12 protein-coding genes are annotated in these 15,780 nt (G+C 60.2%); 7 read left to right on the forward strand and 5 right to left on the reverse strand.

Translation table 11 applies throughout. The annotated features are described in order from the left end of the window. Window positions 1-123 precede the first annotated feature (123 nt). The 7 genes from XH98_RS37130 (at window position 124) to XH98_RS37160 (ending at window position 10,061) form a co-directional block, all read left to right on the forward strand. Window positions 124-885 (forward strand): SDR family NAD(P)-dependent oxidoreductase, encoded by a 762-nt coding sequence (locus XH98_RS37130; RefSeq protein ID WP_271600886.1) that lies wholly within the window; start codon window positions 124-126, stop codon window positions 883-885. 23 nt (window positions 886-908) lie between these two features. Next, window positions 909-1,760 (forward strand): transketolase, encoded by an 852-nt coding sequence (locus XH98_RS37135; protein WP_271621493.1) that lies wholly within the window; start codon window positions 909-911, stop codon window positions 1,758-1,760. Further along, a complete protein-coding gene (locus XH98_RS37140) occupies window positions 1,757-2,773 on the forward strand; it encodes a transketolase family protein (protein ID WP_271621494.1) in 1,017 nt (338 codons plus the stop codon). Before XH98_RS37135 ends, XH98_RS37140 begins: the two co-directional genes overlap by 4 nt. 166 nt (window positions 2,774-2,939) lie before the next feature. Beyond that, a complete protein-coding gene (locus tag XH98_RS37145; protein WP_271600889.1) occupies window positions 2,940-3,965 on the forward strand; it encodes a TRAP transporter substrate-binding protein in 1,026 nt (341 codons plus the stop codon). Beyond that, entirely contained in the window at window positions 3,962-5,848 is a 1,887-nt protein-coding gene (locus tag XH98_RS37150) for a TRAP transporter large permease (protein ID WP_271621495.1), read from the forward strand. The genes XH98_RS37145 and XH98_RS37150 overlap by 4 nt, the downstream gene beginning before the upstream one ends. Window positions 5,849-6,159: 311 nt before the next feature. Then, window positions 6,160-8,847, forward strand: a complete 2,688-nt coding sequence (gene aceE / locus XH98_RS37155) for a pyruvate dehydrogenase (acetyl-transferring), homodimeric type (RefSeq protein WP_271621938.1) — start codon at window positions 6,160-6,162, stop codon at window positions 8,845-8,847. 23 nt (window positions 8,848-8,870) lie between these two features. Next, complete coding sequence (locus tag XH98_RS37160) at window positions 8,871-10,061, forward strand: biotin/lipoyl-containing protein (protein ID WP_271621496.1); 1,191 nt, start codon at window positions 8,871-8,873, stop codon at window positions 10,059-10,061. A gap of 98 nt (window positions 10,062-10,159) precedes the next feature. Here the strand turns inward: XH98_RS37160 and XH98_RS37165 are convergent, their stop codons facing one another. The 5 genes from XH98_RS37165 to XH98_RS37185 form a co-directional block, all read right to left on the reverse strand. Further along, the gene (locus XH98_RS37165; protein WP_271621497.1) at window positions 10,160-11,050 is read right to left on the reverse strand and encodes an SMP-30/gluconolactonase/LRE family protein; all 891 of its coding nucleotides are present in this window, start codon (window positions 11,048-11,050) and stop codon (window positions 10,160-10,162) included. A gap of 35 nt (window positions 11,051-11,085) precedes the next feature. Next, a complete protein-coding gene (locus tag XH98_RS37170; protein ID WP_271621498.1) occupies window positions 11,086-12,189 on the reverse strand; it encodes an ABC transporter ATP-binding protein in 1,104 nt (367 codons plus the stop codon). Between the two features lie 10 nt (window positions 12,190-12,199). Further along, entirely contained in the window at window positions 12,200-13,039 is an 840-nt protein-coding gene (locus XH98_RS37175; protein ID WP_271621499.1) for a carbohydrate ABC transporter permease, read from the reverse strand. Continuing rightward, complete coding sequence (locus tag XH98_RS37180; protein WP_271621500.1) at window positions 13,036-13,959, reverse strand: carbohydrate ABC transporter permease; 924 nt, start codon at window positions 13,957-13,959, stop codon at window positions 13,036-13,038. The genes XH98_RS37175 and XH98_RS37180 overlap by 4 nt, the downstream gene beginning before the upstream one ends. Window positions 13,960-14,020: 61 nt before the next feature. Further along, window positions 14,021-15,457 carry an ABC transporter substrate-binding protein gene (locus XH98_RS37185; RefSeq protein ID WP_271621501.1) on the reverse strand — a complete coding sequence of 479 codons (1,437 nt, stop codon included), beginning with the start codon at window positions 15,455-15,457 and terminating at the stop codon, window positions 14,021-14,023. Window positions 15,458-15,780 lie beyond the last annotated feature (323 nt).

The raw sequence follows: 15,780 nt of genomic DNA on the forward strand, positions 1-15,780 counted from the left end.
AGATTCAGCAATTGGTGACAACTGCGCATTTGTAAAAGGGCATGTCGAAGACGTAGAGAGAGAGTCAACAAAGCTGGCGGCGACCAGCGGTGCATCGTGTAGCCAAAACATAGGGAGGGATGAATGCTGCTGAGCGGCAAGACGGCGATTATTTCGGGTGCGGCTTCGCCGCGCGGTATCGGTCTCGCGACAGCTCGGCGCTTTGTCTCCGAGGGCGCCCGGGTCGCGATTCTGGATATCGATGGCGCGGCGGCCGAAGCGGCTGCAAAAAGCCTTGGGCCCATTTCCGGTGGAACGCATCTCGGTCTTGCGTGCAACGTCGCCGATCGAGAGTCCTGTGCCAAAGCCGTCGACGAGGCGGCGAGCGCCTTTGGCCATATCGACATATTGATCAACAATGCTGGCATTTCCCAGCCGGTGAAGCTGCTTGAGATCACGTCAAGCGATTGGGACCGTATTCAGGACGTCAATCTGAAGGGCGTACTGTTCTTGTCGCAGGCGGTCGTCCCGCATATGCGTCGGCGCAGGTCCGGATCAATCGCGTGCATGTCTTCCGTTTCCGCTCAACGCGGGGGCGGCATCTTCGGCGGTCCGCACTACTCGGCGGCGAAGGCGGGCGTGCTCGGGCTCGCCAAGGCGATGGCGCGCGAGCTCGGCCCCGATGGCATTCGCGTCAACTGCGTCACGCCAGGATTGATCGGGACAGACATCACGGCGGGCAAGCTCACCGACGAAATGAAGGCGAAAATACTGGAAGGCATTCCGCTCGGGCGTCTCGGCGAGGCCGCCGACGTGGCCGGCATCTATACGTTCCTTGCCTCCGACTTGTCGGCTTACGTCACGGGGGCAGTCATCGACGTCAATGGCGGAATGCTCATCCATTGAGCGGCTATAGCAGGGAGATCGTCATGGAAACCGTTGCGAAGCCGCTTGTGAATGCGCCGACGCTGGCGCAACGCGCCTACAATATTCGCCGCAATGCGCTTCGCATGGGCGAGGTTCAGGGACAGGGCTATATCGCGCAGGCGCTGGATATCTCAGATGTGCTGGCGGTGGCCTACTTCCATGCCATGCGCTACCGACCGGAAGATCCTTCATGGGAGGAGCGCGATCGCTTCCTCCTCTCCAACGGCCATTATGCGATCGCGCTCTACGCGGCGCTAATTGAGGCCGGAATTGTCCCCGAGGCGGAGCTCGAGAGTTACGGCTTTGACGAAAGCCGTCTGCCTATGTCGGGCATGGCTTCCTACACGCCAGGAATGGAAATGTCGGGTGGATCTCTCGGGCTTGGTCTTGGGATAGCGGTCGGGATGGGTCTTGGACTAAAGCGCAGGAGCTCCAGCTCCCGAGTGTACACGCTGTTCTCCGATGGTGAGCTCGATGAAGGCTCCGTTTGGGAAGCAATCATGTCCGCAGGCCACCACAAGCTCGATAACATCATCGGTATCATTGATGTCAACAATCAGCAGGCTGACGGCCCCTCAACTCAAGTGATGGCTTTCGAGCCCTTGGTTGACAAGCTGGAGGCTTTCGGCTGGTTCGTCCAGCGCGTTGATGGCAACGATCTCGACGCAGTCGTGAGTGCTTTCGATGCCGCCAAAGCTCACACTGAACCAAAGCCCCGCATGATCGTCGCCGACACGCTGATGGGCAAGGGCGTTCCGTTCCTGGAGCAACGCGAGAAAAACCACTTCATCCGTGTTGAGCAGCACGAGTGGCAGCTCGCACTCGCATCACTTGAAGCCGGGAGGCAGTCATGAAGCCCGCCACACCGCCGCCGGCACCGGGTAAGCCGCGCCTGACCACTTCGGCAATGATTGCCTCGATCGCGGCCGAAGGGCAAAAGACAAAATCGGCGCCGTTTGGACACGCGCTCGTCGCACTGGCCCAAAGCCGGCCCGACGTGGTCGGTATGACGGCCGATCTGGGTAAGTACACTGATCTGCACATCTTCGCGAAGGCGTTTCCCGAACGCTACTATCAGATGGGCATGGCCGAGCAGCTCCTGTTCGGCGCGGCCTCAGGCATGGCCGCGGAGGGATTTATGCCGTTCGCGACGACCTACGCCGTGTTCGCCTCCCGGCGGGCTTACGATTTCATTCATCAGACGATCGCGGAAGAAGATCGTAACGTGAAGATCGCCTGCGCATTGCCCGGTCTGACCTCGGGCTACGGTCCAAGTCATCAGGCGGCGGAAGACCTGGCCCTGTTCCGGGCCATGCCAAACATGACAGTGATCGATCCCTGCGATGCGCACGAGACAGAGCAACTCGTTCCTGCGATCGCTCAGCACCAGGGACCAGTCTACATGCGGCTGCTTCGTGGCAACGTGCCCTTGGTGCTCGACGAATACGATTACAAGTTCATTCTGGGCAAAGCCGCGATGATCCGCGACGGCTCGGATGTCCTGATCATCTCGTCGGGCATCATGACGATGCGGGCGCTCGAGGCGGCGAAGGAGCTCGAGAAGGATCGCGTCGCTGCTGCCGTGCTGCATGTTCCCACGATCAAGCCGCTCGACGAAGAAAGAATTGTTCGGGAAGCCGGGAAAGCCGGTCGGCTTGTCGTCGTCGCCGAGAACCACACGGTAATTGGCGGTCTCGGTGAAGCGGTCGCTGCTTTACTGATGCGCTCCGGCGTTCATCCGGCCTTCCATCAGATCGCACTGCCTGATGAATTCCTGGCCGCCGGAGCGCTACCGACCTTGCACGACCGGTACGGCATCTCGACCACAGAGGTGACGAGAAAAATCAAGGAATGGCTGGGTCGGTGAAGGCTTAGCCGTCACTCAGATCTATGCGCACCTATCGCTCGCAACTTTTTCGCGAGAAGGATCGCTGACGCCTTGTCGGCGGAAAACGGCCCAATGAGTGGTCAAAGGCCTGAATCGCCGCACCGCGAAACCAGCCTGAATTGACCCCGATTTCAAGGAGGAAACAATGACGAACCGCAAGCAGGTCGGGATTAGTCGCCGGAAGTTGATCGTCGGAGCCACCGCGGTCCCTCTATGCGGCATTCTTGGTGGTCGGGCATCCGCGGCGGAGTTTAATTATAAGCTGGCCACGGGCCAGGACCCTGCTCATCCGGTCAACGTCAGGGCGCAGGAGGCGATCGATCGCATCCGCGAGGCGACAAGCGGGCGGCTCGACATCAAGCTCTTTCCCGCAAACCAACTCGGGTCCGATAGCGATCTCTTGACCCAGGTGCGCAACGGGGGAGTCGAGTTCTTCAATCAGTCCTCATCCATTCTCGCCAACTTCGTGCCGGTCGCGGGTATTGTGAACACGGGGTTCGCATTTCAAGACTATGATTCCGTCTGGAAAGCGATGGATGGAGATCTCGGAACCTACATTCGTGCGCAGGTCGCGAAAACTCCGATCGTGACGGTCGGCAAGATCTGGGACAACGGCTTTCGTCACGTCACATCGTCGGTGCGTGAGATCAAGACACCGGACGATCTCAAGGGGTTCAAGATCCGCGTCCCGCCCGCACCGATTCTCACCTCCGTGTTCAAGGCATTGGAGGCCGGCCCTGCGCCGATCAACTTCAACGAACTCTACTCCGCCCTGCAAACCAAGGTCGTCGACGGGCAGGAAAACCCCTTGCCGATCATTGCGACAACCCGACTTTACGAGGTGCAGACCTCTTGCAGTCTCACCGGTCACGTCTGGGACGGCTATTGGATCTTGGGGAACAAGCGCGCGCTCGAGCGGCTGCCGAAAGACCTGCAGGAGATCGTCGCACGGGAGTTCGACCGTTCGGCGGCCGATCAGCGAGCCGACATCGCGAAACTCAGTCAGTCACTTCGGACGGACCTCTCGGCTAAAGGTCTCAAATTCATCGACGTCGATCGGGCCGCTTTCCGCCAGGCCCTGTCAAAGACCAGCTTCTACGCCGATTGGAAGGCGAAGTTCGGAGAGGAAGCCTGGGCGCAGCTCGAGAAAGCCGCCGGGCAACTATCATGAGCGCCGTGAACCACGCGTCGAATATTGACGCCGAATTGAGCGCATCTCAAAGCGGCGCGCGCCTATGGGCGGCAAACGCCAACAAGGTGCTCGGTCATGTGGTCGCGATTCCGGCGGCACTTTTGGTGCTCGCCGAGATCGCCGTTCTGTCAGCCGGTATCATCGGCAGATACGTGTTTCATTCTCCCATCATCTGGTCTGACGAACTCGCCGGAATCCTCTTCCTGTGGCTCGCCATGCTGGGATCGGTGATCGCCTTCCAGCGCGGCGAGCACATGCGGATGACCGCGATAATCGGCATGCTCAGGGCGGATACCCGCGCCTTTCTGGATGTCGTTGCAGCAGCGGCTTCAATGGCCTTCCTTCTGCTGGTCATCCAGCCGGCTTACGAGTTCGCCGCCGACGAGGTGTTCGTTACGACGCCGGCGCTTGGTATCGTGAATAGCTGGCGTGCCGCAGCCTTGCCCGTTGGTATCGGGCTGATGCTGGTCGCGGCGGTCCTCCGTCTCATTCGTATCGCGAGCTTGCGGAGCATGCTGACGGCCTTGGTATTGGTCGCAGTTATCATCACTGTATTTGCGCTGCTGGCGCCTGCGTTGAAGCCTCTCGGCAATCTGAACCTGCTGATCTTCTTCGTCTTCGTCGTGGGCGCCATGGTGTTTGCGGCGGTGCCAATTGCTTTTGCTTTCGGTTTGGCAACCGTCGGCTATCTGACGTTGACGACCAGCACACCCGACGTCGTGATCATTGGGCGCATGGACGAAGGCATGAGCCATTTGATTCTTTTGGCTGTGCCCCTATTCGTGTTTCTCGGGCTATTGATAGAGATGACCGGGATGGCGCGGGCGATGGTGGGCTTCCTGGCAAGCCTGTTGGGGCACGTCCGCGGTGGCCTGCATTATGTTCTCGTCGGCGCGATGTATCTTGTCTCGGGCATATCGGGTTCGAAGGCCGCCGATATGGCCGCGGTTGCCCCGGTTCTGTTCCCGGAAATGAAGCAGCGGGGAGCCAAGCCCGGCGATCTGGTCGCACTTCTTTCCGCGACAGGGGCGCAGACCGAGACAATTCCGCCCTCCTTGGTCCTGATCACGATTGGCTCCGTAACGGGCGTATCGATTTCGGCCCTGTTCACGGGCGGGCTCCTTCCGGGTGTCGTCCTGGCAATCATGCTGGCTGCGGTGGTCTGGTGGCGATATCGGCACGAAGATCTGTCGCATGTCGAGCGCGCAACCAAGCGGGAGATTGGCCGCAGCTTTGTCATCGCGCTTCCTGCCATCGCGCTGCCATTCGTGATCCGCACTGCGGTCGTCGAGGGTATCGCAACCGCGACCGAGGTGTCCACGATCGGAATTGTCTACTCTGTCTTTGCGGGCCTCGTAATCTATCGGCAATTCCCCTGGCAGCGGATCTATCCGATGCTGGTGGAGACGGCGTCTCTTTCGGGCGCAATTCTTCTTATTATCGGCGCCGCAACTGGAATGGCTTGGGCTCTCACCCAGTCGGGCTTCTCAGCCTCGCTGGCCAAGTTCATGACGTCGCTTCCCGGAGGGGTGCCGATGTTTCTGGCTGTGACAATCATCGCGTTCGTTGTCTTGGGAAGCGTCTTGGAGGGCATTCCGGCGATTGTGCTCTTCGGACCGCTGCTATTCCCAATCGCGCGCCAGGTTGGGGTTCATGACGTGCACTACGCGATGGTGGTGGTCCTCGCCATGGGTATTGGCCTCTTCGCTCCGCCATTTGGCGTCGGCTACTATGCCGCCTGTGCCATCAGCCGCATCAACCCAGATGAGGGAATGAAGCCGATCGTTGGCTATATGATCGCGCTCTTGATCGGAACCATCATCGTCGCAGCCATACCGTGGATTTCGATAGGATTCCTTTGAACAGAGCACATCGGTTGCGGTCTGTCTCAACGCCGGGAGCTTCCGAGAATATGCACAAAGATGGGAGACATGTCGTGGTGGCCTTTGGCTAATTAAGTTGTGGTTCGCGGTCACCCTGGATGACCGCGGCGGTAAGAGGCGCGCTGGCTTTCGTTGCTGACCAAAACCAGCTCAACGCTGGTCTGCATCCGGGAGCTTGGATTTCAGCAATAGCGGCGCGATTTCAAATGGAGCCAGCCCGGTCGCTTTATCGGTCGGTAGATCGAGATGAACGACGGAAGCGGACACGACAAATACCAGGAAGGGGCGCCATGGGTGAGCAAACCGACACGGATTCGCTTGAAACGCAGGAGTGGCTGGACTCGCTCGAGGCACTCAGAGCCAATCGGGGTGCGGAGCGTGCCAACTTCGTGGTGAATGCCGTTGTGGACGCAGCACGGCGTGACCGGCTCTATGTACCGCAGTTCCTCACGACTTCTTATTGCAACACCATACCTGCCAGCGAGCAGCCGCCGTTGCCGGCCGACCGTGCGACTGAGCACAGGTTGCGCTCAATCGTCCGCTGGAACGCCCTGGCTATGATCCTGCGGGCCAACAAGCACAGCTCGGAGCTTGGGGGCCATATCGCGAGCTTTCAATCGGCGGCTACGCTCTACGACATCGGGTTTGGTCACTTTTGGCACGCGCCGACGGAGAGTCATGGAGGCGACCTCATTTTCGTGCAGGGTCATTCCTCGCCGGGCATCTATGCCCGCGCTTTCCTTGAAGGACGTCTGACCGAGGAGCAATTGCTCAACTATCGGCAGGAGACGCAAGGCAACGGTCTGTCAAGCTATCCGCACCCTTGGCTGATGCCGGACTTTTGGCAGTTTCCGACGGTCTCGATGGGTCTTGGTCCGCTGATAGCGATCTATCAGGCGCGCTTCCTGAAGTATCTGGAAAGCCGGGAGTTCGCCGCAACGTCAAACCGCAAGGTCTGGGCCTTCATGGGTGACGGAGAGATGGACGAGCCGGAGTCGCTCGGCGCCATTTCGCTGGCCGGTCGAGAAAAGCTCGACAACCTGATTTTCGTCATCAACTGCAACCTGCAGCGCCTCGACGGTCCCGTGCGTGGGAACGGCAAGATCGTCCAGGAGCTCGAAAGCGTATTCCGCGGCGCGGGATGGAACGTCATCAAAGTGCTGTGGGGCTCGGGTTGGGACCGCCTCCTCGAAAAGGACAAGAGCGGCCTCTTGCTCAAACGCATGGAAGAGTGTGTCGACGGCGAGTACCAGGATTTCAAGAGCAAGAGCGGCGCCTATGTACGCGAGCATTTCTTCGGCAAATATGACAAGCTGAAGCAACTCGTCGCCGATATGAGCGACGACGACATCTGGAAGCTGACACGCGGTGGGCATGACCCGGACAAGATCTTTGCTGCCTACACCGCCGCGGTGAGCCACAAGGGCCAGCCGACGCTGATTTTGCCGAAGACCGTCAAGGGCTACGGGATGGGCGAGTCCGGCGAAGGGCAGATGATCGCCCATCAAGCCAAGAAAATGACCCTGAGCGCCCTGCGGGGTTTTCGCGAACGGTTCGAGATTCCAGTTTCAGACGAGGATCTGGAAAATGTCCCGTTCATCAAGCTGCCGGAAGACAGCCCTGAAATGCAGTACCTGCGAGCGCAGCGCGCTCGACTCGGTGGCTCTCTGCCGCAGCGGCGTCGCAAATCGCAGTCGCTCGAGATCCCGCCGCTGTCTTCGTTCCAGCGGCTGTTGGAGAACACCGGCGAACGCGAGATCTCCACGACCATGGCGTTCGTACAATTTCTGGGCAGTCTCGTGCGCGACAAGGCCATCGGCAAGCGCATCGTGCCGATCGTGCCGGATGAATCCCGCACCTTCGGCATGGAAGGCATGTTCCGGCAGCTCGGCATCTATTCGTCGGTCGGACAGCTCTATCGGCCGCAGGACGCCGACCAGCTGATGTATTACCGTGAGGACAAGCACGGTCAGGTGCTGCAGGAGGGCATCAACGAGGGCGGCGCGATGTCGAGCTGGATCGTCGCCGCGACGTCCTACTCCACGAACAACGTGCCGATGATCCCGTTCTACATCTTCTATTCGATGTTCGGGCTTCAGCAAGTCGGCGATCTGGCCTGGCTTGCCGGTGATATGCGCGCCCGCGGCTTCCTGCTCGGTGGCACTGCGGGCCGCACCACGCTCAACGGCGAGGGATTGCAGCACGAGGATGGCCACAGCCACGTCATGGCCGGCACGATCCCGAATTGCGTCTCCTACGATCCCACCTTTGCCTATGAAGTCGTGACGATCATGCGCGACGGCCTGCGGCGCATGTATCAGGACCAGGAGGACGTCTACTATTACGTCACCTTGATGAACGAGAACTACGCCCATCCGGGGATGGGTGAGGCGGCGGCAGGAGCGGCGACGAAAGCGGGTATTCTCAAGGGGCTTTATCTCCTGAAGAGCGGCGGCGAGACCGCGAAGAACGGTCTTCGCGTCCAGTTGGTCGGCTCGGGCACGATCCTGCGCGAAGTCATGGCCGCAGCGGACCTGCTCGAGGCGGATTTCGGCGTGACTGCCGATGTGTGGAGCGCGACCAGCTTCAACGAACTGCGTCGCGATGGCATGGCGGCCGAGCGCTGGAATCTGCTCCACGCGACGGAGCCTCGTCGCAAAAGCTGGGTCGAAGCCCAACTCGAGGGTCATCCGGGGCCGGTCGTGGCATCCACCGACTACATGCGCAACTACCCCGACCAGATCCGGGAATATGTGCAGGCGGCCGGACGCAGATACGTCGTGCTCGGCACGGATGGCTTCGGCCGCAGCGACTATCGCGTGAAACTCCGGCGATTTTTTGAGGTGGACCGGCATTACGTGGCGGTCGCAGCCCTCAAGGCACTCGCCGACGAGGGAGCAATAAAGCCTGCTGTCGTCGCCGAAGCCATCGGCAAATATCAGATCGACGGCGGGCGTCCCGCGCCTTGGACCGTGTGATGCAAGGAGCCGAGGGCAGAGCGATGAGCGGCGTGATCGACATCAGGGTTCCCGATATCGGCGACTTCAAGGAGGTCCCGGTGATCGAGGTGTTCGTCAAGCCGGGCGACAAAGTGAAGGCCGAAGATCCGCTGGTCGCGCTGGAGTCCGACAAGGCGACCATGGAGGTGCCCGCGCCGCGGGATGGCCGCGTGAAGTCGGTCATCGTCAAAGTCGGCGATAAGGTGAGCGAAGGGGCCGTGATTGTGCAGTTCGAGAGCGCCGGCGCGGAGCAGGCCGAGGCACGCCCGGTCATCAGCGCGCCGCCATCGTCGGTCAGCGCGCCGGCTGGTGTCGCTGACGTGCGCGTCCCCGACATCGGCGACTTCAAGGACGTGCCCGTCATCGAAATCTTCGTGAAGCCCGGCGACAGTGTGAAAGCCGAAGATCCGCTGATCGCACTTGAGTCGGACAAAGCGACGATGGAAGTGCCCGCGCCGCTCTCGGGAACGGTGCGCGAGATCAAGGTCAAGGTCGGTGACAAGGTCTGTGAGGGCGCGATCATTCTCTCGCTGGGAACGGCGGGATCTGCCATGCAGGCCGACGGTCCTCCCAGGTCGCCTGCTGTCTCGCCGGCCGCCGCCGTGGAAGCGGCGGTGGCCGGTGCTTTTGACGAAGAGAGCTTTGCACTCGCCTATGCAAGCCCCGCTGTTCGCAAGCTTGCGCGCGAAAAAGGCGTCGATCTCGGAAAACTGAAAGGGACGGGCAATCACGGCCGCATTCTGCGTGAAGATGTCGAGGCTTACATCAAAGGCGGAGCGCTCCCCGCCGCGGCGAGGGTGGACGGTGCTGCCGGCGGCATCGACCTTCTGCCCTGGCCAAAGGTCGATTTCGCGAAATTCGGGCCGGTCGAGCGCAAGGAGATGGGCCGCATAAAAAAAATCTCCGCGGCCAACCTTCATCGCAACTGGGTCGTCATTCCGCATGTGACGACCCACGACGAGGCCGACATCACCGATCTCGAACAGTTCCGCGTCCAGATGAACAAGGAGCTGGAGAAGAGCGGCGTCAAGCTGTCACTTCTGCCGTTCATGGTGAAGGCGGCGGTCGCGAGCCTGAAGACATTCCCGGAGTTCAATGCCAGCCTCGACGGCGACACGCTGGTCTACAAGAATTACTGGCATATCGGTTTTGCCGCCGACACCCCCAACGGACTGATGGTCCCGGTGATTTAGCTCTCTGTCAGCATACGGGATACGCTCCGTTCTTCAGGATCGAACAGCAGAACAATCAGCAAGCCCGCCACGATCACGACGTCGGCATTGAACACTGATCAGGCGAATTTTGGCAGGTGCAGCGGTAGGCCGTCACACGGCATATCGATTTCCTCGACCTGACCCTTGCCGACTTCAGTGACGCGCAGCTTCTTGCCTTCCAACGTAAAGGCACAATTCGTCGGCTGCGATCCATCCAGGATCAAGCGATCGGCGAGCTCGCCTCGGCGATCCAGCACAGTGACGTTCTTCTGATTGTAGACGGTGCAATAAAGCCGGCCGTCGGTTCCAAAAGCCATTCCGTCCGGTCCTTTGAAGTCCGGGTTCGGATCCGGTTGCAGGACGTTGCCGAAGACGACGCGCTTTGGCGCCGCTTCGCCGAACACGTCGTATCGGTAAATTTCGCCGGTAAAGGACGCGTTGGCATACAGGTGATCGTCGGGACCGAAGGCGATGCCGTTGGTGAAACGAATTTTGCGATCGATCACGCGCAGCACCTTCATCGCTGCCGGATCGATCTCATACACACGGCCATCCCAATCGAGATCCATATAGCCCTCCACGAAGGCCTGTCCGTTGATGAAATCCTCTGCGGCCATGCCTGAATCCGTCATGTAGAGCAGTCCGTTCGGACCAAAGCAGAGGTCATTGGGAAACAGAAACCGGTCCGCGCCTTCGCCCTGCATGCGCCGGATCTCGTTTCCGCTTTCGTCGATGCAGATCAGCGCCTGGAGGCCAGCTTCTGCGATCCAGATCCGGCCGTGGCCATCGATCGTCAATCCGTTCGGACGCCCGCCGGTCGTCCGGATCACGCGGCGGCTGCCGCGATGATCAAGTCGCGTAACGCAAAGGGTCGACGCGGACATCTCCGTAACATACATGGATCCGTCCGACAGGCACACCGGGCCCTCGGGCGCTCCGATCCCGCTTGCAAAGAGCTTCGACGCCATTTTTCCCTCCCGTTTCCCAGACTGTTCACCGATCGCTATCCGATGACCAGGCCGCTGGCCGGATCGATCAGCACGACGCGATTGAGGTCGATGGCGAGGTCGATGCGCTCGCCATGGCTGCTGACGTCATGAGCCTGCAGCTCCGCCACAGCATCCACACCGCCGAGCTTAATGGTGGTGAAAGTGCGGGTCCCGGTTGGCTGAATGAGGTCCGCAATGGTTGAGTAAGCCACCACTCCGTCCCTGAGAGGTCCGCCGGCGGCCCGGCTGAAATGCTGCGGTCGAATCCCGACGAGAACCTGTTTTCCATCTGCATGGGTCAGCGATGCGGCCTTGGCTTTCGGAAGTGCCAGCGCGTCGCCGGACTGAAATACCACCGCGCCGTCGGGGCCGTTTGTCGTGAGGGCCGCCGGGATAAGGTTGATTGATGGCGAGCCAAGAAAGCCCGCAACGAATCCCGTACGAGGCTGTTCGAACAGCTCGAGCGGAGCGCCCTGCTGCTCGATGTTTCCATCACGCAGCAGCACGATGCGGTCGGCCAGCGTCATCGCCTCGATCTGGTCATGGGTGACGTAGATCATGGTCGTCGTGATCTCGTGATGCAAGCGCTTGATCTCGGTCCGCATCTCGTCACGCAGCTGCGCGTCCAGGTTGGAGAGCGGCTCGTCGAACAGAAACAGATCTGCCTTGCGGACAATGGCGCGGCCAATGGCGACGCGCTGACGCTGCCCACCAGAGAGCTGTCGCGGATAGCGCTGCAGGAGACTGCCGATGCCGAGCATCTCGCCGGCTTCGCTGACCCGCTTCCTGATCTCGATCTCCGGAGTTTTGCGGGCGCGCAGACCGAAGGCGATGTTCTCGCCGACGGTCAGATAGGGGTAGAGCGCATAGTTCTGAAACACCATTGCTATGTTGCGCTCGCGCGGGCGCAGATCGTTAACCACTGCGCCTCCGATGGCGATCGTTCCGCCGTCTGGGTCCTCGAGACCTGCAATGGTTCGTAACAGTGTGCTCTTGCCGCAGCCGGACGGACCCACCAGCACAGCAAATTCGCCGTCGGCGATGGTGAGATCCACACCACGCACTGCATGCACGTTGCCGTAATATTTGTGTACACCGGACAGCCTGACGTCAGCCACTTCGCTCTCCCTAACCTTTGACTGCGCCCAGCGAGATGCCTCGCACGAGATAGCGCTGCATGACGGAGACCGCGACGAAGATCGGCAATGTCCCCAAGACCGACATCGCTGCGATCTTTGCCCAGAAATTCGATTGTCCGCCGAAATAGTGCGTCAGCATGACCGGAAAGGTGATGACTTCGGTGCGCGTGAGCACCAGCGCGAACAGGAAGTCGTTCCAGGCGAACACGAAGGTGAAGACCGACGTCGCCATGAGACCGGGTCTGACCATCGGGAAGACGACTTTCCAGATCACCTCCCATCGGTTCAGGCCATCGACCAGAGCGCTCTCCTCTAGCTCCAGCGGAACGTCGACGATGTAGCCGCGCATCATCCAGATCACGTAGGGGAGATTGAATGCGGTGTAGAGGAGGATCAGCCCGAAATAGCCGTCGACGAGGCCGAAATAGACGTAGATCAGAAAGATCGGGAAGACGACTGCAATTGGTGGAATCATGCGCTGGGAGATGATCCACATCGCCAGGTTCTCGCCGCCGGTGCCGAACCTGGCGAGGCTGTAGGCGCAGAGCGTTCCGAGAACGATTGCGATGCCGGAGCTGACGCCTGAGACGATCAGGCTGTTCAGGATGGCAAGAACGTCGCCGTCCTTGAACAAAACGTAGTAGTTCGAGAACTGGATCTGCCCAGGTATCCATAGGGGTGGCACGTGATAGATCTCGTCCGGCGTCTTGAACGAGATCATGAACAGCCAGTAGACCGGAAACAGAAATAGCAGGGTTACGACGCCGGCGCCGAGATAGCGAAGCCCCCGAATGCGGGCTTTTCTCGCCGGTAGCTTGCCGACCCTCATCGCGCGAGCTCCATGCGCTTGAGGACCAGCGTGGTGATGACCGTGAGCAGCGCAATCACCAGAAAGGAGATTGCGGCTGTGTAGCTGGTCTCGAATTGCGAGAAGCCTTGCACATAGGTGTAGAGCGAGACGGTCTCGGTCATCGAGCCTGGCCCGCCTTCGGTGAGGGCCCAGATGATGTCGAAGATGCGCACGAGATCGAGGCCGCGGATCAGGCAGGCCACGGCGACAACGGGAGCGATCGCCGGCAGAATGATTGCGCGAAGCACGCGCAAGTACGAGGCGCCGTCGATCTCCGCAGCCTCGAGTTGTGACTGGTCGACGTTCGACAGGGCTGCAAGCAGGAGCAGGAACATGAACGGTGCCCACTGCCAGACTTCGCAGATGATGATCGCCGGATAGACGTAGGCCGGATTGACGGTCCAAAGGATCCGAACCGGCTCGCCGGCGAAGACACTCAGGATCTGGCCGATCGGACCGAAGCGGACGTCGAACATCAGGCGCCAGGTCGCGCCGGCAACGATTGGAGAAATGACGGTCGGCAACACCAGCAGCGCGACGAAAAGCTGCCGCCCAGGCATGCGATCGATAAAGAGCTGCGCCATGAGGAAGCCGATCAACAGCTCAAGGGGCAGGGCTATCGTGGTAATGATGGCGGTGTGGCCAAGCGAAGCCCAGAGGCGAGCATCCTTGAAGAGCTCCGTATAGTTCAAGAGCCCGGCGAAGGACGTATCACTCTCGGTCATCGTGATGCGCTGGAAGCTCACGATGAGGGAGTAGATCAGGGGAAACAAACCGACCAGGAGAAGGATCAGAATGGCCGGTGCGACGATGAGATAGGGAAGGCGGTCCTCAAGGAGGCGCCCGAAGCGGCTAGGACGGCGTTGCTCGGCAACATTGAGACTTGCGGAAAGCGTCATCATCAGTCCAGGAAATGGCACGACACGGGAGGGCGATGCCTCCCGTGCGGTATTCAGTCCGTTATTGCGGGTAGGCGCCGGGCTTTGCCGCCCAGACCTTGTAGACGGCTTTCTGGTTCTCGATGCCGACCTTCTCGGTGATCGCGTCGAATTGTTGCGCCATGCGGTCGAGAACGGCTTTAGGATCTTCGCCGGCCCAGAGGCTCGAGATCGCCTTGGTCATCGCCTCGTCGTATTTGTCCTGTTGCAGCAGCGACAGGTCGAGTAGGCCCTTCTCACCAGACGTCTTGATGGTGTCGAGATAGGCGGGAGCATCGGGCCAGAGCGCGCGATATTTCTCGCTCGCGTAGTGGGAGAGGCGGAACGGATCGCGCAGCGTATAGGGTAGCTGGACACGCGCAAGGCTGGTCTTCTTGCTGTTCAGCCACTGGATGAAGAGATAGGCGGCCTCCTTGTTCTTGCTGGTGGCCGACACCGACAAGTCGAAGCCGACGCCGAGCTCGGGACGGCCGACAGGGGTGAGCGCGTAGCCGACCTTGCCTGCGACCTGCGATTTCGGCACCCACTTCAGCGCTTCCTCGCCCGAGCCGTAGCCGGCTGCCCAACGGCCGTAGGGCGGCCAGGAGATCGTCATTGCGGTCGTGCCCTGGAGGAAAGCGGCGAGATTATCGACAAAATTCCACTGCTCCACGCCCGGCGGCATGAACTTGTTCTCCGCCAGCATCTGCTTGAAGACCTTGAGGCCGACATCGCCATTCACCGTCGCCTTCATCGTGTCGGCATTGAAGAACTTGCCGCCCTCCATGCGGAAGCGTTCTTGGAACATGTATTGCGGATAGGGCGCGGTGCGGAAAAATCCCGCGCCGTAGACCTTGGGTCCCATCTTGTCGGTGATGAATTGGCCGATCTCGTCGAACTGTTTCCAGTCCTTTGGCGGCGCGAGCTCGTAGCCGAACTTGGCCTTGAACTCGTCCTTCATCTTCGGATCCTCGAAGATGTCCTTCCGGTAGTAGAGCAACATCACGTCGCCATCATCCGGGAAGCCGTAGATCTTCCCGTCATACTGCATCTGGTTGTCGCGATATGCGGCCGCAATGTCCTGCAACTCCTCGCGATAGCCGAACTTGTCGACATATTTGTCGAGGGGCTCGAGTGCCCCTGCGCGGGCCAAATCGGGCATCCAGGATGGGATAACGTTCAGCGCGTCATAGGCTCCGGCGCCTGATTTGAAATCCTGCATGATCTTGGTGAACATCTGATCGGTCGGCACTTCGACCACCTTCACCTTGATGCCGGTGAGCTTCTCCCATTGCGGGCCCGAATAGTTCAGCGGATCGAGCGACTGGAGACCAGCCTCCCAGACGATGCTGATTGTTGTACCCGCGTACTTCTTCGCGGCCTCCACCGCTGTGTCGGCCGCGTCCTTATCGGCGGCGGGCGCCGAGGTGCCAGCGAACGCCAGGATTACGGCGGCGCCGAGAAACGTCTTGAACTTCATTCCATCCTCCTCCTCTTCTCCCGAGCGTCCCGAGGCCACAAGCCGGCTTCGGAGCGCTTTCACATCATTCCTGGACGTGTCTCCGCCAGCCGCCGACATCGACAGGCTGTGCCGGCGCCAAGGGGCGCCGAACAAACGATTTCACCTATGTTGAGGGTTGGCGGCGCAGCCGTATCGCTGCCGGATTGCTGCTCCAGCCTAGATGAGGCCAGTTGGGCTTTTTAAAAACACGCGTCCTCCCCGAAAACGCTCTAGGGCGTTGATTTTGGGGCTAGTCTGCGTTGCGACGGAACTGTTGGGCAAATGAGAACTTTGCAATCATC

This window comes from Bradyrhizobium sp. CCBAU 51745 (assembly GCF_028128715.1).
Classification (GTDB): Bacteria; Pseudomonadota; Alphaproteobacteria; order Rhizobiales; family Xanthobacteraceae; genus Bradyrhizobium; species Bradyrhizobium manausense.

Excerpts from the sequence above, each read along its gene's own strand:
- XH98_RS37135 (WP_271621493.1), top strand. The coding sequence starts at position 909 with ATGGAAACCGTTGCGAAGCCGCTTGTGAATGCGCCGACGCTGGCGCAA.
- XH98_RS37140 (WP_271621494.1), top strand. The coding sequence starts at position 1,757 with ATGAAGCCCGCCACACCGCCGCCGGCACCGGGTAAGCCGCGCCTGACC.
- aceE (WP_271621938.1), top strand. The coding sequence starts at position 6,160 with ATGGGTGAGCAAACCGACACGGATTCGCTTGAAACGCAGGAGTGGCTG.
- XH98_RS37145 (WP_271600889.1), top strand. The coding sequence starts at position 2,940 with ATGACGAACCGCAAGCAGGTCGGGATTAGTCGCCGGAAGTTGATCGTC.
- XH98_RS37165 (WP_271621497.1), bottom strand. The coding sequence starts at position 11,050 with ATGGCGTCGAAGCTCTTTGCAAGCGGGATCGGAGCGCCCGAGGGCCCG.
- XH98_RS37185 (WP_271621501.1), bottom strand. The coding sequence starts at position 15,457 with ATGAAGTTCAAGACGTTTCTCGGCGCCGCCGTAATCCTGGCGTTCGCT.
- XH98_RS37175 (WP_271621499.1), bottom strand. The coding sequence starts at position 13,039 with ATGAGGGTCGGCAAGCTACCGGCGAGAAAAGCCCGCATTCGGGGGCTT.
- XH98_RS37130 (WP_271600886.1), top strand. The coding sequence starts at position 124 with ATGCTGCTGAGCGGCAAGACGGCGATTATTTCGGGTGCGGCTTCGCCG.
- XH98_RS37180 (WP_271621500.1), bottom strand. The coding sequence starts at position 13,959 with ATGACGCTTTCCGCAAGTCTCAATGTTGCCGAGCAACGCCGTCCTAGC.
- XH98_RS37150 (WP_271621495.1), top strand. The coding sequence starts at position 3,962 with ATGAGCGCCGTGAACCACGCGTCGAATATTGACGCCGAATTGAGCGCA.
- XH98_RS37160 (WP_271621496.1), top strand. The coding sequence starts at position 8,871 with ATGAGCGGCGTGATCGACATCAGGGTTCCCGATATCGGCGACTTCAAG.